General features: G+C 67.9%; 20 protein-coding genes. 8 read left to right on the top strand and 12 right to left on the bottom strand.

Going from position 1 to position 24,005, the window contains the following annotated elements:
- Positions 1-798 precede the first annotated feature (798 nt).
- Positions 799-1,281 (bottom strand): DUF309 domain-containing protein, encoded by a 483-nt coding sequence (locus tag BR31_RS0108755; protein WP_027500630.1) that lies wholly within the window; start codon positions 1,279-1,281, stop codon positions 799-801.
- 116 nt (positions 1,282-1,397) lie between these two features.
- Here BR31_RS0108755 and BR31_RS0108760 point away from each other — a divergent pair, with 116 nt between their 5' ends.
- Both BR31_RS0108760 and BR31_RS0108765 read left to right on the top strand, forming a co-directional pair.
- Positions 1,398-1,859, top strand: a complete 462-nt coding sequence (locus BR31_RS0108760) for an SRPBCC family protein (RefSeq protein ID WP_027500631.1) — start codon at positions 1,398-1,400, stop codon at positions 1,857-1,859.
- Positions 1,860-1,963: 104 nt separating this feature from the next.
- Positions 1,964-3,040: a class I SAM-dependent methyltransferase gene (locus BR31_RS0108765; protein WP_027500632.1), complete on the top strand. Its 1,077-nt coding sequence runs from the start codon at positions 1,964-1,966 to the stop codon at positions 3,038-3,040.
- 77 nt (positions 3,041-3,117) lie between these two features.
- On the opposite strand, the gene BR31_RS0108770 is transcribed toward BR31_RS0108765, so the two are convergent.
- Positions 3,118-4,362, bottom strand: coding sequence for an acyl-CoA dehydrogenase family protein (locus BR31_RS0108770; protein ID WP_027500633.1), 1,245 nt, complete (start codon positions 4,360-4,362; stop codon positions 3,118-3,120).
- 264 nt (positions 4,363-4,626) lie between these two features.
- Here BR31_RS0108770 and BR31_RS0108775 point away from each other — a divergent pair, with 264 nt between their 5' ends.
- Complete coding sequence (locus BR31_RS0108775; RefSeq protein WP_231496419.1) at positions 4,627-5,250, top strand: class I SAM-dependent methyltransferase; 624 nt, start codon at positions 4,627-4,629, stop codon at positions 5,248-5,250.
- Positions 5,251-5,274: 24 nt separating this feature from the next.
- Here BR31_RS0108775 and BR31_RS0108780 read toward each other — a convergent pair whose 3' ends face one another.
- Positions 5,275-5,664, bottom strand: a complete 390-nt coding sequence (locus BR31_RS0108780) for a hypothetical protein (RefSeq protein ID WP_051637095.1) — start codon at positions 5,662-5,664, stop codon at positions 5,275-5,277.
- Between the two features lie 178 nt (positions 5,665-5,842).
- Here BR31_RS0108780 and BR31_RS0108785 point away from each other — a divergent pair, with 178 nt between their 5' ends.
- Both BR31_RS0108785 and BR31_RS0108790 read left to right on the top strand, forming a co-directional pair.
- Positions 5,843-6,280 carry a PaaI family thioesterase gene (locus BR31_RS0108785; RefSeq protein WP_027500636.1) on the top strand — a complete coding sequence of 146 codons (438 nt, stop codon included), beginning with the start codon at positions 5,843-5,845 and terminating at the stop codon, positions 6,278-6,280.
- Positions 6,277-7,215, top strand: a complete 939-nt coding sequence (locus BR31_RS0108790) for an FAD-dependent oxidoreductase (protein WP_037176049.1) — start codon at positions 6,277-6,279, stop codon at positions 7,213-7,215. Before BR31_RS0108785 ends, BR31_RS0108790 begins: the two co-directional genes overlap by 4 nt.
- On the opposite strand, the gene BR31_RS0108795 is transcribed toward BR31_RS0108790, so the two are convergent.
- On the bottom strand, positions 7,216-7,689 hold the full coding sequence (locus tag BR31_RS0108795) for a MarR family winged helix-turn-helix transcriptional regulator (protein ID WP_081830382.1): 474 nt from the start codon (positions 7,687-7,689) through the stop codon (positions 7,216-7,218).
- Positions 7,676-8,794 (bottom strand): LLM class flavin-dependent oxidoreductase, encoded by a 1,119-nt coding sequence (locus BR31_RS0108800; protein WP_027500639.1) that lies wholly within the window; start codon positions 8,792-8,794, stop codon positions 7,676-7,678. Before BR31_RS0108800 ends, BR31_RS0108795 begins: the two co-directional genes overlap by 14 nt.
- 272 nt (positions 8,795-9,066) lie before the next feature.
- Here BR31_RS0108800 and BR31_RS31440 point away from each other — a divergent pair, with 272 nt between their 5' ends.
- The gene (locus BR31_RS31440; protein WP_156042408.1) at positions 9,067-9,207 is read left to right on the top strand and encodes a hypothetical protein; all 141 of its coding nucleotides are present in this window, start codon (positions 9,067-9,069) and stop codon (positions 9,205-9,207) included.
- 104 nt (positions 9,208-9,311) lie between these two features.
- Here the strand turns inward: BR31_RS31440 and BR31_RS0108810 are convergent, their stop codons facing one another.
- Complete coding sequence (locus tag BR31_RS0108810; RefSeq protein WP_027500640.1) at positions 9,312-10,835, bottom strand: DHA2 family efflux MFS transporter permease subunit; 1,524 nt, start codon at positions 10,833-10,835, stop codon at positions 9,312-9,314.
- A complete protein-coding gene (locus BR31_RS0108815; RefSeq protein ID WP_051637256.1) occupies positions 10,832-11,248 on the bottom strand; it encodes a MarR family winged helix-turn-helix transcriptional regulator in 417 nt (138 codons plus the stop codon). Before BR31_RS0108815 ends, BR31_RS0108810 begins: the two co-directional genes overlap by 4 nt.
- 204 nt (positions 11,249-11,452) lie before the next feature.
- Between BR31_RS0108815 and BR31_RS0108820 the strand changes: the two genes are divergently transcribed.
- Entirely contained in the window at positions 11,453-11,941 is a 489-nt protein-coding gene (locus tag BR31_RS0108820) for a SixA phosphatase family protein (protein WP_027500642.1), read from the top strand.
- A gap of 18 nt (positions 11,942-11,959) precedes the next feature.
- Here the strand turns inward: BR31_RS0108820 and BR31_RS0108825 are convergent, their stop codons facing one another.
- The gene (locus BR31_RS0108825; RefSeq protein ID WP_027500643.1) at positions 11,960-12,925 is read right to left on the bottom strand and encodes an NADPH:quinone oxidoreductase family protein; all 966 of its coding nucleotides are present in this window, start codon (positions 12,923-12,925) and stop codon (positions 11,960-11,962) included.
- 134 nt (positions 12,926-13,059) lie between these two features.
- Between BR31_RS0108825 and BR31_RS0108830 the strand changes: the two genes are divergently transcribed.
- Positions 13,060-13,818, top strand: coding sequence for an acyl-[acyl-carrier-protein] thioesterase (locus BR31_RS0108830; RefSeq protein WP_027500644.1), 759 nt, complete (start codon positions 13,060-13,062; stop codon positions 13,816-13,818).
- A gap of 18 nt (positions 13,819-13,836) precedes the next feature.
- Here BR31_RS0108830 and BR31_RS0108835 read toward each other — a convergent pair whose 3' ends face one another.
- The 4 genes from BR31_RS0108835 to rpoB all read right to left on the bottom strand — a co-directional run bounded on the left by BR31_RS0108835 (position 13,837) and on the right by rpoB (position 23,634).
- Positions 13,837-15,507, bottom strand: coding sequence for a 4Fe-4S binding protein (locus tag BR31_RS0108835; RefSeq protein ID WP_027500645.1), 1,671 nt, complete (start codon positions 15,505-15,507; stop codon positions 13,837-13,839).
- Between the two features lie 218 nt (positions 15,508-15,725).
- The gene (locus BR31_RS0108840) at positions 15,726-15,929 is read right to left on the bottom strand and encodes a hypothetical protein (RefSeq protein ID WP_027500646.1); all 204 of its coding nucleotides are present in this window, start codon (positions 15,927-15,929) and stop codon (positions 15,726-15,728) included.
- Between the two features lie 119 nt (positions 15,930-16,048).
- The gene (locus tag BR31_RS0108845) at positions 16,049-20,008 is read right to left on the bottom strand and encodes a DNA-directed RNA polymerase subunit beta' (protein WP_027500647.1); all 3,960 of its coding nucleotides are present in this window, start codon (positions 20,006-20,008) and stop codon (positions 16,049-16,051) included.
- A 119-nt stretch (positions 20,009-20,127) separates the two neighbouring features.
- The gene (gene rpoB / locus BR31_RS0108850) at positions 20,128-23,634 is read right to left on the bottom strand and encodes a DNA-directed RNA polymerase subunit beta (RefSeq protein WP_027500648.1); all 3,507 of its coding nucleotides are present in this window, start codon (positions 23,632-23,634) and stop codon (positions 20,128-20,130) included.
- Positions 23,635-24,005: the final 371 nt, after the last annotated feature.

Here is a 24,005-nt window from a genome sequence, read left to right on the forward strand (position 1 = left end):
GGAGACATCCATGCCCGCGATCGACTTAGCCACCCTGTTCGCCCCGCAGCCGCAGGACAACTTCACCGGCAGCACCATCGGCCTGCCCTTCGGCTTTCAGCTCCCCATCGGCAGCTGATCCGATAGCACGGGCGCCCCGCGGGCGAGGCTGAACTCAGGGAATGAGACCTAGGTCACGTTGATGCCAATTTGTGACCAGGATGAGATCTCATCCGGTAGAACTACAGCACGCGCGCAATTCTCGGCGCATGACCATCGAGAAGAACACAGGGAGCACTCATGCCGTCTTCGTCCGAACTCTCCACGCTTTTCGGCGCCCTCAGCACCATCTTCGGCATCCTCGGATCGTCGGAGACCTCGGGCGGCGGCTCGAGCAAGTAATCGTGTGAACACACTGTGGGGGCTGCCGGCGACTCGGCAGCCCCCACAGTGCTGTCTCGGGCCGATCGATCCAAGCCTCGAATTCTCACCACGGCAACGCATTTCACCGACGCGCCGAAGCAGCGGACGCGGATCACGGAATCGATCCCACACCTGGGGCGCGTGCGGTAGAACTGGACGCGCGCCCGGTTCGACGGCGCATCCCCGTACATGAGAAGAACACCAGGAGCCGAGCAATGAACCTGAGCGCGTTGATCACCACCCTGCTGGACCTCGTCCCCACCGAGACGACCACCGACGGCGGCTTCGTCGGCAGCAGCACCGGCCCCACCGGTAGCACCTTCCCCTGATCGGGACGCGCGGGTCCGCGCGGTGCGCGCGGACCCGCGCACCAGCCCGATCCGGTCGACGAGCCGATCAGTACCCGCCCCGCAGTAACCGCGGTGGACTCGGCGCCGCGATCGTCGAACCCGCGCTCCCCAGCCCGTCCAGCACGCCCTGCGACCAGGCCACCAGGCCGGCGACGTCGAGTCCGTGCGGAGGATCGAGCTCGAACCCTCGAATCCTGCCCTGGCCGCGCCGCAGCAGCGACTGGGCGCCGATGATATTGCCGCGCAACAGATGCGTCAGGCCCACCGCAAGCTGAGCAAGACCCTGCCAGAGCTCACGCTCGGAATCCGGCGCCGACTTCCACGAACCCTCGAGCACCTCGTGTGCGTGGAACGGCATCCCCGCGTCCAGCAGGCGCTGGGCCTCCGCTATCGCCTCCGCAGGCGTCAGCAGGACCTCCTCCGGCACCCGCGCGACACCCTTGGCGCCGCGTGCCAACGGCCTGCCCAACCCGTCGCGGGGGCGCGCGTTGAGCGGCCTGCCCCGGCCGTCCCGCTCACGCTGCTCCATGCTCTCAACTGTAATGAAGCCGACAGAACCCGAAGTCGAACCCATGTCCAAGTAACTGTGAAACCTAGTACCGTCTATATGTGGCCATCAAGGCCGACGTCAGTACGAGGAGAGACATGGGCACCATTCACATCACCGCGGTCGCGAAGGCTCCGGTGCACGCCGGCTTCGCCTATGTGGACGACTACAAGAATGTGCCCGCGTGGATGTTCGGGGTGACCCGCTTCGAGCCGGTCGGCGAGCAGACCCATGGCCTCGGGGCGACCTTCGACGCCACCATGCAACTCGGCCCCAAATCCCTGAACTCCAGGGTCACGATCACCGAGTGGGAACAGGACCGGCTGATCACGCTGGCCTCGGTCGACGGGATCTCGAACACATCGACGTGGCGCTTCGCCCCGGCGAGCGACGACAGCACCGAGATGACGGTGGATTTCGAGTACTCACTGCCGGGCGGACTCGCGGGCAAGGTGCTCGCGAAGATCGTCGAGCCGATCGTGGGAACGGCCATCAAACACACCGAGTCCACCCTGCGCCGCCGGGTCGAGGAGTTCGCCGGTACCGACGCCGCGGGCTGATCCCGACTCCCCCGCCTGCTCGACCCGTGACAGCGCGCCGCGAGCGGACGACGATGGTCCGGGAGGGACGCATCCGTCGTTTCTTCAGACGCGGGAGAGGGCTCATGTCCACAACGCAACCGGTCGCCACTGCCGACGCTCTCGCCCAACGCATCGTCGAAGCCGCACTCGGCACCGTCGACCTGCTGTCCATCCACATGGGCGACCGCCTCGGCTGGTACCGGAGTCTCCGGGTCGACGGCCCGGCGACGCCGGAAGAACTGGCCGTCCGCACCGACACCCACCCTCGGTACGCGCGGGAATGGCTGGAGCAACAGGCCGTCACCGGTCTGATCGAGGTGGACTCCGACGAACCCCGACGATTCACGCTGCCGTCTGCATCGGCTGAGGTGCTCACCGACGGGTCCAGCCTCGCCTATCTCGCGCCGCTGGCCCGGATGCTCTGTGCCGCAGCCGAACAGATGCCCGCGCTGCTCGAGGCGTATCGATCGGGCGGCGGGGTCGGCTGGGCACAGTACGGAGCCGACGCCCGCGAATCGCAGGCCGAGATGAACCGCCCCTGGTACGAGCGGGCCCTGCCGGAGGCACTGCGGTCGGTTCCCGACCTGGACGCGCTGCTGCGCGAGCCGGACACCCGGATCGCCGACCTGGGCTGCGGCGGCGGCTGGTCGACGATAGCGCTCGCCCGCGCGTACCCCGCGGCCACCGTGGACGGGTTCGACATCGACGCGGCCTCGGTGCGGCTGGCCTCGAGCACCGGCCAGGCGCACCCGGACACGGCTCCCCGCGTCGCCTTCCACTGCGGCGATGCGGCCCGGCTACCCGCGGCCACCTTCCGCTGCGTCTTCGCCTTCGAGTGCGTGCACGACATGCCGAACCCCGTCGAGGTGCTCGCCGCAGCCAGGCGGTCGCTGATCCCAGGAGGCCGCGTCGTCATCATGGACGAGGCGGTCGCCGGCTCCTTCGAAGCCCCAGGCGACGAGATCGAACGGCTGATGTACGGCTTCAGCCTGCTCATCTGCCTGCCGGACGGAATGAGCCACCGGCCGACCGCCGCCACCGGCACCGTCATGCGCCCGGACACGCTCCGCGGCTACGCGCACGAGGCAGGATTCACCGGATTCGAGATACTCCCGATCGACGGTTTCGGGTTCTGGCGCTTCTACCAATTGACGGCCTGACGACCTCGCCGCCGCCACCGAGGACCGGTGACAGCGGCGAGGGAGAGACGGCGGTCGCTCGCCGTCGCAACGCTGTGTCAGGCGCCGAGCAGGCCCTTCGCGATGTGCGTCACCTGGATCTCGTTGCTGCCCGCGTAGATCATCAGCGACTTGGCGTCGCGCGCGAGCTGCTCCACCTTGTACTCGGCCATGTAGCCGTTGCCGCCGAACAGCTGGACGGCCTCCATGGCGACCTCGGTGGCGGCGCGCGAGGAGTACAGCTTCATCGCCGACGCCTCGGCGAGGGTCACCTTGTTGCCCGCGGCGGTGCGCTCGATCGCGTTGAACACCATGTTCTGCACGTTGAGGCGCGCGACCTCCATCTCGGCCAGCTTGAGCTGGATCAGCTGGAACTGCGCGATCTCCTTGCCCCACAGCTTGCGGTTCTTCGCGTAGTCGATGCACAGCCGCTGGCACTCGTTGATGATGCCGAGCGCGAGCGAGGCGATGCCGATCCGCTCCGCCGCGAAGGACTCCTTGGCGCTCTCCTTGCCGTCACCCTTGGCGGGGTTCTCGGTCTCGCCGAGCAGCCGGTCCTTGCTGATCCGGACGTTGTCGAAGAACAGCTCGCCCGTGGGCGAGGAGTTCATGCCCATCTTCTTGAACGGCGGGCTCTGGGTGAAGCCCTCCATGCCCTTGTCGAGCACGAAGCCGAGCACCTTGCGGTCCCGCCGGTCCACGGAGGCGTCGCCCTCGTCGAGCTTGGCGTAGACGATGGTCACGTCGGCGTACGGGCCGTTGGTGATGAAGGTCTTCTGGCCGTTGAGGATGTAGTCCTCGCCGTCGCGCCGGACGTAGGACTTCATGCCGCCGAACGCATCCGAGCCGGAATCGGGCTCGGTGATCGCCCACGCGCCGACCTTCTCCATGGTGACCAACTCGGGCAGCCAGCGCTTCTTCTGCGCGAGGGTGCCGCGGCTGCGCAGGGTGCCGACCGTGAGTCCCAGGCTCACGCCCATCGACGCGACCAGGCCGAGGCTCACGCCGGCGAGCTCGCTGTTGAGGATCACGCCCATGCTGCCCGCACCGCTGAAGCCGCCGCCCTTCTCGCCGGATTCGGGCAGCGTTTCGCCGCGCTCCTTCGCCTCCTCCTTCGCGAACGCCTTTTCCAGTGCCTCGCTGGCCATCTCGTCCATGCCGAAGGTGGCGTACATCTTGCGGATGATCTCGAACGGGGGCAGCTCGCCGGACTCGAGCTTGTCGACGTGCGGCTTGATCTCCTTCTCGATGAAGCCACGCAGGGCGTCGCGGAACATCAGGTCGGTGTCAGACCACTCGTACATGTCGGGAACTCCCCTTGATCGGCGGATCGTGCGCAACGTGCGGCACGGAAGACGGCGCCGCGACTACGCGGACACTCACCCCAAATATAGAACACGTTCTTGTTTTGGGACAGTGTCCTGCCGTCGCGCACCCGGACAGACGGCGACCGCCTGCCCGGCCGTCGACCCTGGACAGACCGATTTTCCGGGGAGCACACTGGCACCGGCGAGAGGATCTGCGATGGCCGAACCCCGAATCGAACCAGCGGCGCCCGACGTCGACGCGTGGGGGCAGCAGAGAAGGCCGTCGTGATCGCCGGGTACCGGCTGGCCTACCGGCTCGGACTCACGCCGTGGGAGTGGGCAGGCCGGTCGATCGGCGCGCAGCTGGCGGCGCTCCTCGACGGTCAGGACGCGTCGGTGCGGCCGCCGGGGAAGGCGCTCGACGCGGGCTGCGGGACCGGCGCTCACACGATCGAATTGGCCCGCCGCGGCTGGCGCGTGACCGGAATCGACGCCGTGCCGCTGGCGGTGGCGCGCGCCCGGGCGCGCGCCGAGGAGGCAGGGGTCGAGGCGACATTCGTGCTCGGCGATGTCACCGAACTCGAGAAATCGGTCGGACGCGGCTATCGGTTCGTGCTCGACATCGGGTGCTTTCACGGTCTCACCGCCGGTGAGCGGGGCGAGTACGCCGACGAGATCACCCGGATCACCGAGCCGGGGGCGAGCCTGCTCATGTTCGCCTTCAGCCCGGGCCGAAGGGGTCCACTCCCCCGTGGCACGGACCGCGCCGAGGTGGAAGGCACGTTCGCCGGGTGGCGGATGATCTCCGACGTCGCGGACACCGGCGCGCTGCCGCCGGCAGTCCTGCGGGCGAACCCGCGCTGGTTTCACCTAGCGCGGTCCTGAGGTGGGCGGGCATCGACCGCGCCGTCAGGCCACCGCGGGCCGGTCTCGCCTGCTGCTCTTCCGATGGTGCTTGCGCCCGGTCAGCGCCCAACGCCGATCGGCCACCCTCGTCGTGCGGTGGTGGCGTTCGATGGTGAATTCTGTGATCGGTAGCCGCTCCAGCAGGCGGATGTCGGCGCACGGGTCGCCGTTCACGCCCTGCTCGAGCAGCGAAAACGCCGTGTGGTTCACCGCGTGGATCGCGAGCCGCAGCGCGTCGAGCGCGGTCGGCCTCGGCCCGAACCTGGCGAGGGTGTGCCTACCCTGCACGGTGGTTCCGACCACCGCGTAGAAGTGCCATTCCCCGGCGTACTCCGAGTCGCCCGAATCCACGGGCTCGCCTGGCTGGTGTGTGGGACCGGATACAGTGCCCATCTTGCGCCTTCTTCCGTCTTCCGGTGTGGCGTCTCTACGACGGTAACGCGGGCCACCGACACCGTCGGTGTGCCTCGCCGGTGCGGGATGCGGGTTTTCCCGACGAACCGCGGAACCGTCGACGTGGCACCATCGCATTCATGCACCGCTTGTGATTCGTCACCGACACCGGGAGTGATTGCTCGTGACCCTTTCTCTCGACGAGGCCGCGGAAACCCTGGCCGCGCAGCCGTTCAGCACCCTGGTCGGCGCCCGGTTGACGGCCTTCACCGACGGCGCCGCCACCCTCACGATCCCGATCCGGCAGGAACTGCTGCAGCAGCACGGGTTCGTGCACGGCGGTGTGCTGTCCTATGCGGCGGACAATGCGCTCACCTTCGCGGCAGGCAGCGTGCTCGGCCCGAGCATCGTCACGTCCGGGTTCACCATCACCTACCTCCGTCCCGCGATGGGTACCGCATTGCGTGCCGAGGCGACGGCGGTGAGTTCGGGCCGCAGGCAGGCACTGTGCCGCTGTGAGATCTATGCGGACACCGAGAACGGGCCGGTGCTCTGTGCCGCCGCCCAGGGCACCGCCTCGGTCATCGACCTCGGCCGGACCGGCACATCCGCATGAGCACCGAGGCCACCGTGATCGGCGGCGGTGTGATCGGGCTGACCTGCGCGCTCGAACTGGCGCGGTCGGGACACGACGTCACCGTGCTGACGGCCGATCCGATCGCCGACACGACATCCGCGGTCGCGGCCGCGATCTGGTTCCCCTATGAGGCCGCACCCGCCGACGCCGTGCTGCGCTGGTCGGCCGAGTCCGCGGCGGTGTTCGCCGGCCTGACGTCGGACCCGTCGGCAGGCGTGACCCTGCGGACCGGCACTGTGCTCGAGCGGTCCGCTGCGCCGGACCGCTGGTGGATCCCCGCCGTCACGGGGCATCGGGTGATCCCGGGCGAGGAACTGCCGTCCGGCGTGACGAGCGGGGTGCGTTGCGAGGTCCCGGTCATCGACATGGGCCGCTACCTGCCGTGGCTGGCCCGCCGGTGCGAAGCGGCGGGCGTCCGGGTGATCCGGAGACGGGTCGACGACCTCACCGACGTCCCCTGCGAGCTGATCGTGGTCGCGGCCGGGCTGCGGTCGGCCGCATTGACCGGGGACGCCCCACTGATCCCGCTGCGCGGTCAGGTGGTGCGCGTGGCCAACCCCGGGCTGACCGACTGGCTGATCGACGACGACAACCCGGACGGGATGACCTATGTGGTGCCGCGGTTCGAGGACGTGGTGTGCGGCGGCACCGCCGAGCTCGGGTCCTTCGACACGGCGGTCGATCTCGACACCGAACGAGCGATCCTCGAGCGGTGCTACGCCCTGGTGCCGGAGCTGCGGGACGCACCGGTCCTCTCGCGCGGCGTCGGCCTCCGTCCGACCCGGCCGTCGGTGCGACTGGAGGCGCTGCCCGGCGCACGCCGGATCATCTGCTGCTACGGGCACGGCGGCGCCGGGGTGACCCTCTCCTGGGGCTGCGCGCGGGAGGTCGCCGCCCTTGCGGGCGGAGCCTGACTATTCCTGCGCCAGTCGCAGTTTCGTCGTCAGTCGCTCGAGCTCCTCGAGCTCCGCACGGTCGAGCGCGGTGCCGACGTGGCGCCGGATCTGCGCGGCGTGCCGCCTGCCGATGCTGCGCTGCACGGCTCGCCCCTGCTCCGTGAGCGCCACAATGGTGCCTCGCCTGTCCTGCGGATCCGGCAGCCGGTCGAGCAGCCCGGCCCGCTCGAGTCGCTCGACCATGCGGCTGAGGGACGGCTGGGTCAACAGGATTTCCCTGTTCAGCTCGTGCAGTCGGGCCCGTGCGCCCTCGCGGCGGCTGAGCGTGAACAGCACGTCGTACTCACGGCGGCCGAGCGGATCCCATGCGTCAGCCGACTCGAACCGGCGCATCAGTGCCACCTGGGCACGGAACAACGCCTCCCATGCATCGGCGGCCAGCTCGGTGGTGCTGCGCGGCCGCCCGCCACCGGCCCGCTCAGTGGGCGGCATCGGTCGTCGCCTCGAGGGTGCCGACGCGACCGTTCCGCTGCGCCAGCAGGCTCGCGTGCGTCGGCGGGTTCTCCGGCACATGTGCCGGGCGCCGGGCCGCGAACTCGCGCCGCAGCACGGGAGCGACCTCGGAGCCGAGGAGGTCGAGCTGCTCGAGCACCGTCTTCAGCGGCAGGCCCGCGTGGTCGATCAGAAACAGCTGTCGCTGGTAGTCGCCGAAGTAGTCAGCGAAGGCCAGCGTCTTCTCGATCACCTGCTCTGGCGTGCCGACGGTCAGCGGGGTCTGCTCGGTGAACTCCTCCAGCGAGGGGCCGTGACCGTAGACCGGCGCGTTGTCGAAGTAGGGGCGGAACTCCGCGACCGCGTCTTGCGAGTTCTTCCGCATGAACACCTGCCCGCCGAGACCGACGATGGCCTGGTCGGCGCTGCCGTGCCCGTAGTGCTCGAACCGCTCGCGGTACAGGTTGATCAGCGCGATGTAGTGCTCCTTCGGCCAGAAGATGTTGTTGGCGAAGAAGCCGTCGCCGTGGAACGCCGCGATCTCGGCGATCTCCGGGCTGCGGATCGAGCCGTGCCACACGAACGGGGCGATCCCGTCGAGCGGACGCGGCGTGGAGGTGAACCCCTCGAGCGGGGTGCGGAATCGGCCCTGCCAGTTCACCACGTCCTCGTCCCACAACCGGCGCAGCAGCTGGTAATTCTCCAGCGCGAGCGGGATCCCCTCCCGGATGTCCTTGCCGAACCAGGGGTACACGGGGGCGGTGTTGCCGCGGCCCATCATCAGGTCGACACGGCCCTCGGCAAGATGCTGCAGCATCGCGTAGTCCTCGGCGATCTTCACCGGGTCGTTGGTTGTGATCAGGGTCGTCGAGGTGGACAGGATCAGTTTCTCGGTCTGAGCGGCGAGGAAGCCCAGCATGGTCGTCGGCGAGGACGGGACGAACGGCGGGTTGTGGTGCTCGCCCGTCGCGAAGACATCGAGGCCAACGTCCTCCGCGTGCTTGGCGATGGTCGTCATCGCCTTGATGCGCTCGTGCTCGGTCGGCGCCCGCCCCGTGGTGGGGTCCGGCGTGACGTCGCCGACGCTGAAGATTCCGATCTGCATGATGACTCCCTCGAGCTGGATTGAACGCGTCCGCTATTTCAATACGTTTGCATGAACTTCGAACCGCGTGGAGCTCCGGGATATTCCGCACCGCACCCCCGGGGCAGTGGATAGGGGGTGCCGGACCGATCGGGGCGGCCGCCGCCGTGCCCCGATCGACATCCCCTAATCGGCCCCTAATCCGCCGCCACTCTCGCCGATCGGCCGATCGTCCGGCGTACGAATGGGACTCGACGCCGACCGGCGTCGCTCACCACGCGACAGGAGTACTCATGTCCTTCTCTGCCCTCTTCTCGTCCCTGTTCTCCTCGGTGTTCGGTGGCCACTTCGACAGCGGCTCGCTCGGCGGCACCGTCGGCGGCGGCGCCGGAGGCGGCGCGAACGGCGGCGGCGCAGCCGGATTCGAGTCCTGATCCGCCCCGCGGCCGCGAACTAGGGCCGAGGGCACGAACGACGATGGCCCGCACTCCCCCTCGGGAGTGCGGGCCATCGTCGAATGAGTCGACTTGTCCCCGACCTAGTGAGCCATCACCTGGGTCGCCTCGACCGGCGCCGCCGGCTTGGTCCTCGGCAGCAGGAACGCCGGGATCAGCGTCAGCAGGATCAGCACGAGAGCCACCGTGAAGGTGTTGCCGAACGCGTCCGCAGCCGCCTCGAGACCCTGCTCGACCGCACCGGGCGGCATCTTCTCCGCGATCGCCGGGTCGTGCGCGGCCGCGGTGGCGGGCCCGGCCAGTGGGCGCGACAACATCTGGTTGGTGAGCACCACCGACATGGTCGCGGTACCGATGGAGCCGGCGACCTGCTGGACGATGTTCATCAGCGTCGAACCCCTCGCCACCGTCTCGTTGGTCAGGGTCTGCATCGCCGCCGTCATGATCGGCATCATGGTGCAGCCCATGCCGAGGCCCATCACGAACAGCGCACCGAGCAGCAGCACGTACGAGGTGTCGGCGCCCACCTGGGTGAACACCGCCATTCCCGCCGCGATCAGCGTGATGCCCGTCAGCACGATCTTGCCGGGACCGATCTTGTCGACGAGCGTGCCCGCCACCGGCATGGTGAGCATGGCGCCGATGCCCTGCGGCGCCAGCAGCAGACCCGCCGCCAGCGTGGTCTCACCGCGAACCTGCAGGAAGTAGCTCGGGAACAGCAGCCCGGCACCCATGAAGGCGATCACGAACATCGTCGAGGTGACGACTGCGATCGTGAGCCTTCGGTTCTTGAACAGGTGCAGATCGATCAGCGGGTGGTTCGCGCGGAGCGCGTGGAACACGAAGCCGATGACCAGCGCCAGGCCGATCACGGCCGGGATCAGCACCCGGGACGCCGCCACGGTCCCGGTTTCCGGGATCGAGGACACGCCGAACAGGAAGAGTGCGAGACCGGGCGAGAGCAGCAGCATGCCGAGGAAGTCGAAGGACTCCGACGGGCTCGGCTCGTCCTTGGGCAGCAGCACGAACGCGGCGGTCAGGGCGACGATGCCGACCGGCAGGTTGATCAGGAAGATCCAGTGCCAGCTCGCGCTCTCGATCAGCCAGCCGCCCAGGATCGGTCCACCGATGGGGCCGAGCATCATCGGGATGCCGAGCACAGCCATCACGCGACCGACGCGGTGCGGGCCTGCGGCGCGGGTCATGATCGTCATGCCGAGCGGCATCAGCATGCCGCCACCGAGGCCCTGCAGCACCCGGAAGCCGATCAGCGACTCGATGTTCCATGCCATCGAACACAGCACCGACGCGCCGACGAACAGCACCAGCGCCGTCATGTAGAGGCGCTTGGTACCGAACCGGTCCGCGGCCCAGCCCGTCACGGGGATGACGGTCGCCAGGGCCAGGGTGTAGGCGGTCATGGTCCACGCGACGGTTGCGTAGGTCGCGTTGAACTCGGACATGAACGTCGGCAGTGCCACGCTCACGACCGTCACGTCGAGGATCGACATGATGGCGCCAAGCACCACCACGCTTGCGACCTTCAGAACTGCGCCGTCGATCTTGTCCGAGGCCGCGGGGGCGCCCGGAGGTGTCGGCGTCGTCATGGGTTCTCCTGACAATTGGCTCGCAGAACATCTCCCGCGAGAATGGGTTTCAGCGACTCGTACAGCCGGTCACGGTCCGAGTCCGACAGACGGGCGGCGAAGGCTCGCAACTCGTCTTTCTTGCTGTCGATGTGGCCGGACGCGATGCTACGACCGGCCTCCGACAACGAGATCCTCTTGATGCGGCGGTCCTTGGGGTCCTCGCGACGATCCACGAGACCCTGGTTCACCAGCTGGTCGATGTTGCGACCCGCGGCCGCGACCGAGAACCGCAGTCGCTCGGCCACCTCGTTGATCGCCACGGGTTCTCCGTGTTGCGCCAGCATGAAAAGAGTTCGCGCCTGCGAGAACGACAGATCCATGGCGATCAATTTGTCCATGGATTCCGACTCCCCCACCCCCAGCAGCCGCATGATGAACTCCTCGAGCGCCTGATACAGGTCATCGGGGGAAGCGGTCACTCGCGCAATAGTAGCGTTCGTGCAACTATTGCCCAAACGTAAGGAATGTGAAGGCCGTCACGCCCCTCGATTCCCCCGGGCGATCCGATCCGATCACGGCCGCAACCGGGCGGCAAACGAATTTCCGCCCGCCGGCCGGGTCGCTACTGTCGGGACATGCACTCCCGGGTCCTGATCCTGCTTCGGCACGGCAAGTCCGCATATCCCGACGGTGTGGCCGACCACGAACGGCCGCTCGCACGGCGCGGGCAACGCGAGGCCGCACTGGCTGGTGACTGGATCCGCCTGACGCAGCCCGCCGTGGACGCCGTGCTCTGCTCCACCGCCACCAGGACGCGACTGACCCTCGAGGCGAGTGGTGTCGACGCACCCGCTCGGTACGTCGACACCCTGTACGGGGCGAGCGCGGCCGAGATCGTGCAGGAGGTCGCGAGCACCGACGAGGCCGTGCGGACCCTGCTCGTCGTCGGGCACGAGCCCGGCATCCCGGACACGGCGCTCGCGCTCGATCCGGGCGGCTCGCTCGCCGACCGGATCGCCGATCGCTTCCCCACCTCGGCCATGGCGACCCTGGCTGTGGCGGGATCCTGGGCCGACATCCTCGGCTCGGGCGCGCACCTGACCGACTTCCACATCCCACGCTGAGCGGCGCGAGCCAACCCGCTACTCGCGGACGAGCACCGCCTTGCCGAGCACCTGTCCGGCCTCGAGGTCCGCCAGCGCACGGGGTGCGTCGGCGAGCGGATAGCTGGCCTTGACCAGCGGCCGCAGACCCTTCGCGACCAGTTCGGTGAGGTCCGCGTGGGTGCGCGCCAGCGCCGACGGGTCGGTGCGCAGGAACTCGCCCCATGCCGCGCCGACGATGCTGATGTTGCGGAACAGCACCCGATTCACCTTCACGGACGGGATACCGCCGCCCGCGAACCCGATCACCAGGAGCCGGCCCTCCGGTGCCAACACCCGGACGGCATCGTCGAAGGCGTCGCCGCCGACCGGATCCACCACCACGTTCGCGCCACGGTTCCCGGTCAGCTCGCCGACCCGGGCTGCCCAGCCCTCCTCGAGTGCCACCACCTCGTCCGCGCCGAGCTCGCGGAGGAACTCCTCGGCCCCCGCCCGCCGGACCACCGCGATCACCTTCGCGCCGTGCGCCTTCGCCAGCTGGATCGCCGCCGTGCCGACCCCGCCCGCGGCGCCGAGCACCACCACCGTCTCCCCCGCCACCAGGCCCGCCCGCCGGGACAGCGCGAACTCCATCGTCTGATAGTTGATGATGAGCGAGGCCGCCTCCTCGAAGCTCAGGTCGGCCGGAATCGGCATCACCCGCGGCGCCGCGATCGCGACCCGCTCCGCGTAGCCACCGAGGTCGGACATCGCCAGCACGCGGTCGCCGACCGCGAACCCACTGTCGTCCGGCGCGGACACCACAACGCCTGCCACCTCGGCGCCGGGGATGAATGGCGGCTCGGGCCGCAGCTGGTACTTGCCGTAACTGATGAGCAGGTCCGGGAAGCACACCCCTGTCGCGCGCACGTCGATCAGCACCTTGCCCGTCGCGTCCGGCTCGGGCACCTCCTGCAGGGCCATCCCGGCGGGTCCGGTCAACTCCGAGACCACAACTGCTTTCACCACAGACCTCCGTGTTCGCGCCATCGCAACTCTGCTGCGATCCGAAGCCCTGACGCTAGTCCTTGTCTCGCCACGCCTGCGCGGGAAAGATACTGTTCGCGTCACGCCGGTGATCACCGCAGAGGAGCGCAGTCTTGGACTTCGATCAGCCGCTTGCCGTTCCCCCTGCCGACGGGCTGGGGTTCGCGACCTCCTGGCCGGTCAGGACGGGCGACGTCGATCCCGACAACCGACTACGGTTCGACGGCATCACCAGGTACCTGCAGGACATCGGCTCCGACAACCTGGATGCCTCGGACCTCACCGAACTCGACCCGCTGTGGATCGTGCGGCGGACCGTGATCGACGTCGTCCGCCCCGCGCTGTGGCCCGACCGGATCCACCTACGTCGCTGGTGTTCGGGTCTGTCGACCCGATGGTCGGCGATGCGCGTGCAGCTCACCAGCGAGAAGGGTGCGCTGATCGAGACCGAGGGCTTCTGGATCAACATCAGCCCCGACACCGGGATGCCGACCCGGATCAGCGACGAGGGCATCGCCCTGTTGTCGCGGACCACGGACGAGCACCGGCTCAAATGGCGCCCCTGGCTCGGCGGCCCGGCACCGGAGGACGACGGTACCGACGCCCGATTCCACCTGCGCTCCACCGACCTGGATCCGATGGGCCACGTGAACAACGCCGCGTACTGGCACGCCGTCGAAGACCACCTCGTCACCAGGCCCGACCTGCTGGCGTCCCCGCACCGCGCCGTCCTCGAGTACAACGCGCCCATCACCTCCGGCGAGCACGTCCACGTCCGCAGCAGGCAGGACGCCGAGTCGATGCGGCTGTGGTTCCTGGTCGGCGGCGACGTGAAGGCCGTTGCCCGGGTCTCGGGCATCGGCCACTACTGAGCCGCCGACCGGCGGAACCTACTTCTTGGCGATCGCCACCATCTCGGCGAGGTCGAGCAGCTTGACCCGCGGCCGACCGGACGCCTTGCCGAGCTCGCGCTCACGAGCGTCGATCGCCTTCCAGCCCGCCCAGTCCAGCGCCTCGGGCTGGCGGTCCGCCAGCAGCGCCTCGAGCGCCTCGCGGTCGCCCTTCGGCGCCGTCAGTCGATCCGCCGCGAGGTCCTCGATGACCAGCGCGATGGTGTCGTGCGCGCACTGCCGGTTGGTGCCGATCACGCCGGACGGCCCGCGCTTGATCCAGCCGGCCGTGTAGGTGCCCGGCATCGGCTCGCCGGACTCCGGGTACGTGACCCGGCCGCCGACGTTCGCGATCGTGCCGCGCGCGTCGTCGAACGGCAGGTCCGCGACCGGCACGCCGCGGTAGCCGACCGAGCGCAGCACCATGCGGGTCTCGAGCAGTTCGGTCTGATCCGTGCTGCTCGCCCGCAGCGTGCCGTCCGGACCCTCGACCATCTCGTTGCGCGCCACGACGACCCCGCTGACGTGGTCATCGCCCTTGATCTCGACGGGCGAGGCCAGGAACCGCAGCACGATCCGCTTCTCGTGGCCCGCCAGGGGGCGCTCCGCGTACTCGCGCAGGATCTCCATCTTCAGCCGCTTGGCCGGGCTCTGCGCGACCTCGGCCTCGCTGTGGCTGTCGAGCTCGAGCTCGGCCGGGTCGACGACCACGTCCACGTCGGCCATCTGTCCGAGCGCCAGCAGCTCCGGGCTGGTGAAGGCGGCCTGGACGGGTCCGCGCCTGCCCAGCACCACGACCTCGCGGATGGCGCTGCCGCGCAGTGCCTCGACCGCGTGCTCGGCCATGTCGGTGCGGGCCAGCTTGTCCGGCTCGGTGACCAGGAGACGGGCCACATCGAGCGCGACGTTGCCGTTGCCGACGATGACCGCGCGCGTGCCGGACAGGTCGAAGGTGTGGTCCGCGTACTCCGGGTGGCCGTTGTACCAGGCGACGAACTCGGTGGCGGCGAGGCTGCCGGGGAGGTCCTCACCCGGGATGCCGAGGTGCCGGTCGCTCGGCGCGCCGACCGTGTAGAGCACCGCGTGATGGTGCTCCATCAGGTCCTCGTGCGTGAGGTGCTTGCCGACCTCCACGTTCAGGTGCAGCCGGAAGCCGGGGCGCCGCGAGACCTCCGCGAACACATCGGTCACCGCCTTGGTCTCCGGGTGGTCGGGGGCAACGCCGGCACGCACGAGGCCCCATGGCGTCGGCAGGCGGTCGAACATGTCGACCTCGATGCCCGAGCGCTTGAAGGAGAGCAGCTCGCGGGCGGCGTAGAAGCCGGACGGCCCGGCGCCGACGATGGCGACGCGGAAGGGTTCCTGGTCCACCTTCGGGAACTTCAGGGAGGGAGCGGGATCCGCGTACTCGATCTCGGTGCCTGCGAAGTAGTCGGCGTTGATCTTCGAGTACCGCGCCATCGTCTCGGGCAGGTCGTCGTCGCGGAAGATCGCGTCCACCGGGCACGCGTCGACGCAGAGCCCGCAGTCGATGCAGGTCTCCGGGTCGATGTAGAGCATCTCGGTCGACTTGAATCCGCGCTCGTCCGGCGTCGGATGGATGCAGTCCACCGGGCACACCTCGGTGCAGCTAGCGTCGTTGCAACAAGGCTGGGTGATCACGAACGCCACTGTCGGCCTCCTCCAAAACTAGAACCTGTTCCTGCGACAATACCCGGCTGGTGCGAGCAAAGTCACAGAGGATCAGAGGATAACCGCACCGCCCGGCTCCCGACCGAATTCGTGCAGGTCGCCGGCGCCCGAACCGGCCGAGTGTGCACCTGCCGGGCAATCGCCCGAGTGCCGCGACGACACCTGCACGCTCGACGCGAAGGGACCGGGCCAGCGCGTCAGCCGAGGAACTTCTTGCCCGCCACCGCCACCGCGCCGAGCACGATCGCAAGGATCAGCGCGGTGCCGAAGCCGACGAGCCACCAGACCAGCCCGAAGATCACGATCGCGGGGGCCGCGGCGACCAGCGAGATGAGGGGGTTCTCGCGGACGACCTCGAGCGCCGACTGCGCCTTCGAACGGTCGATTCCCTTGCCTGCCATCGAATCCTCCGTGGTCGTCACCCGAACCGATGCCGGGGATGTCCCTCCAACAGTAGACGCGAAACGGCCCCCGCACCCATTGCTGGGGGCGGGGGCCGTCTCACAGACGCCGGAGTCGCTTACCGGTAATCGGTGCTGAAGCCGTAGTCGTCCAGCGGAACAGCAGCTCCAGTCCCGGTGCCGAAGCCTTCCGGGCTGTAGTACTGGTCGTCGTAGGACGGCACGGCGTACGCCGCGGCGCGCGCCTCCTCGGTCGGCTGCACCTGGATGTTCCGGTACCGGTTGATACCGGTTCCGGCCGGGATCAGCTTTCCGATGATCACGTTCTCCTTGAGACCGATCAGCTTGTCCGAGCGGCAGTTGATCGCCGCATCGGTCAGCACGCGAGTGGTCTCCTGGAAGGACGCCGCCGACAGCCACGAGTCGGTCGCCAGCGAGGCCTTGGTGATACCCATGAGCACCGGACGACCGGCTGCGGGCTCACCACCCTCGGCGACGACGCGACGGTTGGCCGCCTCGAACTCGGAACGCTCGGTGAGCGAACCGGGCAGGAACTCGGTGGCGCCGGAGTCGATGATCGTCACGCGACGCAGCATCTGACGAACGATCGTCTCGATGTGCTTGTCGTGGATCGACACACCCTGGCTCCGGTACACCTCCTGGACCTCGTTGACCAGGTGGATCTGCACCTGACGCGGGCCCATGACGCGCAGCACCTCGTGCGGATCGGCAGCGCCCTCCATGAGCTGCTGGCCGACCTCGACGTGGTCACCGTCCGCCAGCAGGCGCTCGGAGCCGTCGTCGTGCTTGAAGACGCGCAGACGCTGACGCTTGGACAGCTTGTCGTAGACGACCTCTTCGCCACCATCGTCCGGGACGATGGTGATCTTGTAGAAGCGGTCGCCGTCCTCGAGCTGCACCCGTCCGGTGACATCGGCGATCGGGGCCTTGCCCTTGGGGACGCGGGCCTCGAACAGCTCCTGGACACGCGGCAGACCACCGGTGATGTCCTCGCCTGCGACACCACCCTGGTGGAAGGTACGCATGGTCAGCTGGGTACCCGGCTCACCGATGGACTGGGCGGCGACGATACCGACAGCCTCACCGATGTCCACCAGCTTGCCGGTCGCCATCGAGCGGCCGTAGCAGGTGGCACAGACGCCGGTGCCGGTGGTGCAGGTGAGAACGGAGCGCACCTTCACGTCGGTGATGCCGGCCTCGAGCAGCGCATCGATCGCCGGGTCACCCAGGTCGGCGCCGCGCTCGACGATGACCGTGCCGTTGGCGTCGACCGCGTCCGCGGCCAGCGTGCGGGCGTAGGTGCTGGTCTCCACGTGCGCATCCCGGATCAGCGAGCCGTCGGCCTGCTTCTCCGCGATCGTGGTGACGATGCCGCGCTCGGTGCCACAGTCCGTCTCGCGAACGATGACGTCCTGCGAGACGTCCACCAGACGACGGGTCAGGTAACCCGAGTCGGCGGTACGCAGCGCGGTATCTGCCAGACCCTTACGGGCGCCGTGCGTGTTGATGAAGTACTCGAGAACGGTCAGGCCTTCCTTGAAGGAAGACTTGATCGGACGCGGGATGAACTCACCCTTCGGGTTCGTCACCAGGCCCTTCATGCCGGCGAGCGACCGAACCTGCGTCATGTTGCCGGCGGCGCCGGACTTCACGATCATCGGGATCGGGTTGTCGTCGGGGAAGAAGGCCTCCATGGCCTTTCCGACCTCGTCGGTTGCCTCGGACCAGATCTTCACCAGGGCGCTGTTGCGCTCGGTGTGGTTGAGGGCACCGCGCTGGTACTTCTTCTCGATCTGCTCGGCCTGGCCCTCGAACTTGTCCATGATCTCGGACTTGCTCGGCGGCACGAGGACGTCGGAGATCGAGACCGTGACGCCCGAACGGGTCGCCCAGTAGAAGCCGGCGTCCTTGAGCTTGTCCACGGTCTGCGCGACCACGATCATCGGGTAACGCTCGGCGAGATCGTTGATGATCGTCGCCTGACGCTTCTTCGGCATCTGCTCGTTCACGAACGGGTAGTCCGCGGGGAGCAGCTCGTTGAAGAGCACCCGGCCGAGGGTGGTCTCGGCGACCCAGCCCTCGCCGTAGTTCCAGCCGCCGTCGGGGAACAGCTCGTCCTCGATCTCGCGCGACGGGCGCTGCGTGGTCAGGCGGACCTTGATCTTCGCCTGCACCGCGAGCGCGCCGCGGTCGACCGCCATGATGGCCTCGGCGGGCGAGGAGTACACGCCGGTCTCGGCCTGGTCCTTCGACGCCGCGACGAGCTCACCCACGGCACCCTCGTCCATCCGGGTCAGGTGGTACAGACCGGTCACCATGTCCAGACGCGGCATGGCGAGCGGACGACCCGACGCGGGCGAGAGGATGTTGTTCGAGGACAGCATCAGGATGCGGGCCTCGGCCTGCGCCTCCGCGGACAGCGGGAGGTGCACGGCCATCTGGTCACCGTCGAAGTCGGCGTTGAAGGCCTCACACACCAGCGGGTGCAGCTGGATGGCCTTGCCCTCGACGAGCTGCGGCTCGAACGCCTGGATACCGAGGCGGTGCAGCGTGGGTGCACGGTTCAGCAGCACCGGGTGCTCGGCGATGACCTCTTCGAGGACGTCCCACACCTGGGCGCGCTGACGCTCGACCATGCGCTTGGCCGACTTGATGTTCTGCGCGTGGTTCAGGTCGACCAGTCGCTTCATCACGAACGGCTTGAACAGCTCGAGAGCCATCAGCTTCGGCAGACCGCACTGGTGCAGCTTGAGCTGCGGGCCGACGACGATGACCGAACGGCCCGAGTAGTCGACGCGCTTGCCGAGCAGGTTCTGGCGGAAACGACCCTGCTTGCCCTTGAGCAGATCGCTCAGGGACTTCAGCGGGCGGTTACCCGGACCGGTGACCGGACGTCCACGACGGCCGTTGTCGAACAGCGCGTCGACGGACTCCTGCAGCATCCGCTTCTCGTTGTTGACGATGATCTCGGGCGCGCCGAGGTCGATCAGTCGCTTGAGGCGGTTGTTGCGGTTGATCACGCGGCGGTACAGATCGTTCAGGTCGGAGGTGGCGAACCGGCCACCGTCGAGCTGAACCATCGGACGCAGCTCCGGCGGGATCACCGGCACGGCGTTGAGGACCATGCCCATCGGCGAGTTGCCGGTGGACTGGAAGGCCGCGACGACCTTGAGGCGCTTGAGCGCGCGCAGCTTCTTCTGGCCCTTGCCGCTGCGGATGGTCTCCCGGAGGCTCTCCGCCTCGGCGTCGATGTCGAAGTTCTCCATCAGCTTCTGGATGGACTCCGCGCCCATCGCGCCGGTGAAGTACTCGCCGTAGCGGTCCACCATCTCGCGGTAGAGGCCCTCGTCGACGATGAGCTGCTTCGGGGCGAGCTTGGTGAAGGTCGTCCAGATCTCCTCGAGCCGGTCCAGCTCGCGCTGGGCACGGTCACGGAGCTGACGCATCTCGCGCTCGCCGCCGTCCTTGACCTTGCGGCGCACGTCGGACTTGGCGCCCTCGGCCTCGAGCTCGGCGATGTCCGCCTCGAGCTTCTGGGCGCGGGCCTCGAGGTCGGCGTCGCGCTGGTCGGCGACGGACTTCTTCTCGACCTCCATCTCGGCCTGCAGGGTGGAGAGCTCGTTGTGGCGGAGCTCGTCGTCGACCGCGACGATCACGTAGGCGGCGAAGTAGATGATCTTCTCGAGATCCTTCGGCGCCAGGTCCAGCAGGTAACCGAGACGGCTCGGCACGCCCTTGAAATACCAGATGTGGGTCACAGGAGCGGCAAGCTCGATGTGGCCCATGCGCTCACGGCGCACCTTCGCGCGGGTCACCTCGACGCCGCAGCGCTCACAGATGATGCCCTTGAAGCGGACGCGCTTGTACTTACCGCAGTAGCACTCCCAGTCCCGGGTGGGGCCGAAGATCTTCTCGCAGAAGAGGCCGTCCTTCTCGGGCTTGAGCGTGCGGTAGTTGATGGTCTCCGGCTTCTTGACCTCGCCGAACGACCACTGACGGATGTCCTCAGCGGTGGCAAGGCCGATGCGGAGTTCATCGAAGAAGTTGACGTCGAGCACGTAACTTCCTTTCCCCAGAGGGATTATGGTGTGCGCTTCTCAGCGCCTACCTGTCTGCCAAATTCAAATGTGGGCTACGCCCCCGGGCCGCGGAATCCCACGGCCCGGGGACCAAACACCTAGTTCGCGAGATCGTCCACGGTCGCCGCCTCGTTCCTGGACAGGTTGATGCCCAGGTTCGCTGCCGCACGCTCGAGGTCCTCGTCGTCGCCGTCGCGCATCTCGATGGCCGCGCCGTCCGAGGACAGCACCTCCACGTTGAGGCAGAGCGACTGGAGCTCCTTGAGGAGCACCTTGAACGACTCGGGGATGCCCGGCTCGGGGATGTTCTCGCCCTTGACGATGGCCTCGTACACCTTCACGCGGCCGACCACGTCATCCGACTTGATGGTGAGCAGCTCCTGCAGCGTGTACGCCGCGCCGTAGGCCTGCATCGCCCAGCACTCCATCTCACCGAAGCGCTGGCCACCGAACTGGGCCTTACCGCCGAGCGGCTGCTGGGTGATCATCGAGTACGGACCGGTCGAACGAGCGTGGATCTTGTCGTCGACGAGGTGGTGCAGCTTGATGATGTACATGTAGCCGACCGAGACCGGGTACGGGAACGGCTCGCCGGAGCGGCCGTCGAACAGGGTGGCCTTTCCGTCCGGGCCCACCATCTGCTCGCCGTCGCGGTTCGGCAGGGTCGCGCCCAGCAGACCGGTCAGCTCGTCTTCCTTGGCACCGTCGAACACCGGGGTGGCGATGTTGCTGTCGGCCGGGGCCGAGAGCATCTCCTCGGGCAGGGTCGAAGCCCAGTCCGGACGGGTGCCGTCGCTGGCGATCTGCACGTTCCAGCCGGTCTTGCCGATCCATCCCAGATGGGTTTCCAGGATCTGACCGATGTTCATACGACGCGGGACGCCGTGGGTGTTCAGGATGATGTCGACGGGGGTGCCGTCGGACAGGAACGGCATGTCCTCCTGCGGGAGGATCTTGCCGATGACACCCTTGTTGCCGTGTCGGCCGGCGAGCTTGTCGCCGTCCTGGATCTTGCGCTTCTGGGCCACGTACACGCGGACCAGCTCGTTGACACCGGGGGGCAGATCGTCGTCGTCATCGCGCGAGAACACGCGGATGCCGATGACCTTGCCGTTCTCCCCGTGCGGAACCTTGAGGGACGTGTCGCGGACCTCGCGGGCCTTCTCACCGAAGATGGCGCGCAGCAGGCGCTCCTCCGGGGTCAGCTCGGTCTCGCCCTTCGGCGTGACCTTTCCGACCAGCACGTCGCCATCACGGACCTCGGCACCGATGCGGATGATGCCGCGCTCGTCGAGGTCGGCGAGGACCTCGTCCGAGACGTTCGGGATGTCGCGGGTGATCTCCTCGGCACCGAGCTTGGTGTCGCGGGCATCGATCTCGTGCTCCTCGATGTGGATCGAGGTCAGGACGTCCTCTTCCACGAGGCGCTGCGACAGGATGATCGCGTCCTCGTAGTTGTGGCCCTCCCACGGCATGATCGCGACGAGCAGGTTCTTGCCCAGCGCCATCTCACCGGCTTCGGTGCAGGGACCGTCGGCGATGACCTGGCCGGCCTCGACCCGGTCGCCCTCGTCCACGATCGGACGCTGGTTGGCGCAGGTGCCCTGGTTCGAGCGTGCGAACTTGCGCATCCGGTAGGTCTTGCGGCTGCCGTCGTCCGCCATCACGGTGACGTAGTCGGCCGAGACCTCCTCGATGACGCCGGTCTTCTCGCTGACGACGACGTCGCCCGCGTCGACCGCGGCGCGCAGCTCCATGCCGGTGCCGACCAGCGGCGCCTCGGAGCGGACCAGCGGCACCGCCTGACGCTGCATGTTCGCGCCCATCAGGGCACGGTTGGCGTCGTCGTGCTCGAGGAACGGAATCATCGCGGTCGCGACGGAGACCATCTGTCGCGGCGAGACGTCCATGTAGTCGACGTCCTCGGCCGGGATCAGCTCGACCTCGCCGCCCTTGGTGCGGACGAGGACGCGGTCCTCGGTCAGGCGACCGTCCTTGTCGACCGCGGCGTTCGCCTGGGCCTTGACGTGGCGGTCCTCCTCGTCGGCGGTCAGGTAGTCCACCTGGTCGGTGACCTGTCCGTCGACGACCTTGCGGTACGGGGTCTCGATGAAGCCGAACGGGTTGACCCGCGCGTACACCGACAGCGAACCGATCAGGCCGATGTTCGGGCCCTCAGGGGTCTCGATCGGGCACATGCGGCCGTAGTGCGACGGGTGCACGTCTCGCACCTCGAGGCCGGCGCGCTCACGGGACAGACCACCGGGGCCGAGCGCCGACAGACGACGCTTGTGGGTCAGGCCCGACAGCGGGTTGTTCTGGTCCATGAACTGCGAGAGCTGGGAGGTTCCGAAGAACTCCTTGATCGCGGCCACGACGGGACGGATGTTGATCAGGGTCTGCGGCGTGATCGCCTCGACGTCCTGGGTCGTCATCCGCTCGCGCACCACGCGCTCCATGCGGGACAGGCCGACCCGGATCTGGTTCTGGATCAGCTCGCCAACGGTGCGCAGACGACGGTTGCCGAAGTGGTCGATGTCGTCGACCTCGACCGGGACCTCGACGCCGTCGGGCGCCGTCATCACGGTGTCACCGGCGTGCAGGCGCACCAGGTACTCGATCGTGGCGACGATGTCTTCCTCGGTGAGGGTCGACGCGGTGATCGGCTGGCCGTGGTTCAGGCCCAGCTTCTTGTTGATCTTGTAGCGACCCACGCGGGCGAGGTCGTAGCGCTTCTCCTTGAAGAACAGGTTCTCCAGCAGGGTCTGCGCGCTCTCCTTCGTGGGCGGCTCGCCCGGACGCAGCTTGCGGTAGATGTCGAGCAGCGCCTCGTCGGTGCCTGCCGTGTTGTCCTTCTCCAGGGTGGCCATGAGGATCTCGGAGAAGCCGAAGCGCTCCGTGATCTGCTCGGTGGTCCAGCCGAGGGCCTTGAGCAGCACGGTGACCGGCTGACGACGCTTGCGGTCGATGCGGACGCCGACGGTGTCGCGCTTGTCGACGTCGAACTCCAGCCACGCACCGCGGCCGGGGATCACCTTGACGCTGTGCAGGTCCTTCTCGGTGCCCTTGTCCACGGAGTGGTCGAAGTAGACACCCGGGGAGCGAACGAGCTGCGAGACGACGACGCGCTCGGTGCCGTTGATGATGAAGGTGCCCTTGTCGGTCATCATCGGGAAGTCACCCATGAAGACCGTCTGGCTCTTGATCTCGCCGGTGTTGTTGTTGATGAACTCCGCGGTGACGAACAAGGGCGCCGCGTAGGTCATGTCCTTGTCTTTGCACTCATCGGTCGAGGCCTTGACCTCGTCGAAGCGCGGGTCCGAGAAGGACAGCGACATCGATCCCGAGAAGTCCTCGATCGGGGACAGCTCGGTGAGGATGTCCTCCAGACCGCCGGTGACGCTGCCGTCGCCGCGGGCAGCTGCCCGCTCACGCCAAGCAGGCGATCCGATCAACCATTCAAAAGAATCCGTCTGTAGATCAAGTAGCCCTGGAACTTCGAGAGGTTCGCGAATCTTCGCGAACGAGACCCTCTTCGGGGCTCCGGGGATTCCGGCATTTGCCTTGGTCTGGCTAGAGACTGCCAAGATGCGTCCTTCCAGCACCTCACGCGGGCCGCTCGTGCTGCGCGACCGCCGCTGTATCTGCTTCTTCATGTGGGGCGAATTCGCTGGTCACGACCCGAACGAAACTCGCCAACAGACGCAGGAAGCGAATGCTTCACAGGCGGTGAGGTGGAGAGATGGACAGGAGGCAGCCAGCGCAACGTCCAAAGGTACCCGAAGTCGACGCAGAATACAACTGGACAGGGCAGCCCAAACGGTGCCCAAGCCTGATGTCCGTGCAATCCCTCGCGCCCGGTGCCTCCATTTGCGCCGGCGCGATCTTGCGCGGACCCGCTCCCGCAGAAGGAGCGATCTCGCATGTCTCGCCATTAGAGTGACGCCTGAACCCCGCCGCGTCAAGACACGTCCCG

Origin of the sequence: Rhodococcus sp. UNC363MFTsu5.1 (assembly GCF_000686785.1) — a bacterium.
Taxonomy (GTDB): Bacteria; Actinomycetota; Actinomycetes; order Mycobacteriales; family Mycobacteriaceae; genus Rhodococcus_G; species Rhodococcus_G maanshanensis.

Excerpts from the sequence above, each read along its gene's own strand:
- BR31_RS0108800 (WP_027500639.1), bottom strand. The coding sequence starts at position 8,794 with ATGCAGATCGGAATCTTCAGCGTCGGCGACGTCACGCCGGACCCCACC.
- BR31_RS0108755 (WP_027500630.1), bottom strand. The coding sequence starts at position 1,281 with ATGGAGCAGCGTGAGCGGGACGGCCGGGGCAGGCCGCTCAACGCGCGC.
- BR31_RS0108840 (WP_027500646.1), bottom strand. The coding sequence starts at position 15,929 with ATGGCAGGCAAGGGAATCGACCGTTCGAAGGCGCAGTCGGCGCTCGAG.
- BR31_RS0108820 (WP_027500642.1), top strand. The coding sequence starts at position 11,453 with ATGCACTCCCGGGTCCTGATCCTGCTTCGGCACGGCAAGTCCGCATAT.
- BR31_RS0108810 (WP_027500640.1), bottom strand. The coding sequence starts at position 10,835 with ATGACGACGCCGACACCTCCGGGCGCCCCCGCGGCCTCGGACAAGATC.
- BR31_RS31440 (WP_156042408.1), top strand. The coding sequence starts at position 9,067 with ATGTCCTTCTCTGCCCTCTTCTCGTCCCTGTTCTCCTCGGTGTTCGGT.
- BR31_RS0108765 (WP_027500632.1), top strand. The coding sequence starts at position 1,964 with ATGTCCACAACGCAACCGGTCGCCACTGCCGACGCTCTCGCCCAACGC.
- BR31_RS0108790 (WP_037176049.1), top strand. The coding sequence starts at position 6,277 with ATGAGCACCGAGGCCACCGTGATCGGCGGCGGTGTGATCGGGCTGACC.
- BR31_RS0108780 (WP_051637095.1), bottom strand. The coding sequence starts at position 5,664 with ATGGGCACTGTATCCGGTCCCACACACCAGCCAGGCGAGCCCGTGGAT.
- BR31_RS0108815 (WP_051637256.1), bottom strand. The coding sequence starts at position 11,248 with ATGCGGCTGCTGGGGGTGGGGGAGTCGGAATCCATGGACAAATTGATC.
- BR31_RS0108795 (WP_081830382.1), bottom strand. The coding sequence starts at position 7,689 with ATGCCGCCCACTGAGCGGGCCGGTGGCGGGCGGCCGCGCAGCACCACC.
- BR31_RS0108770 (WP_027500633.1), bottom strand. The coding sequence starts at position 4,362 with ATGTACGAGTGGTCTGACACCGACCTGATGTTCCGCGACGCCCTGCGT.
- BR31_RS0108760 (WP_027500631.1), top strand. The coding sequence starts at position 1,398 with ATGGGCACCATTCACATCACCGCGGTCGCGAAGGCTCCGGTGCACGCC.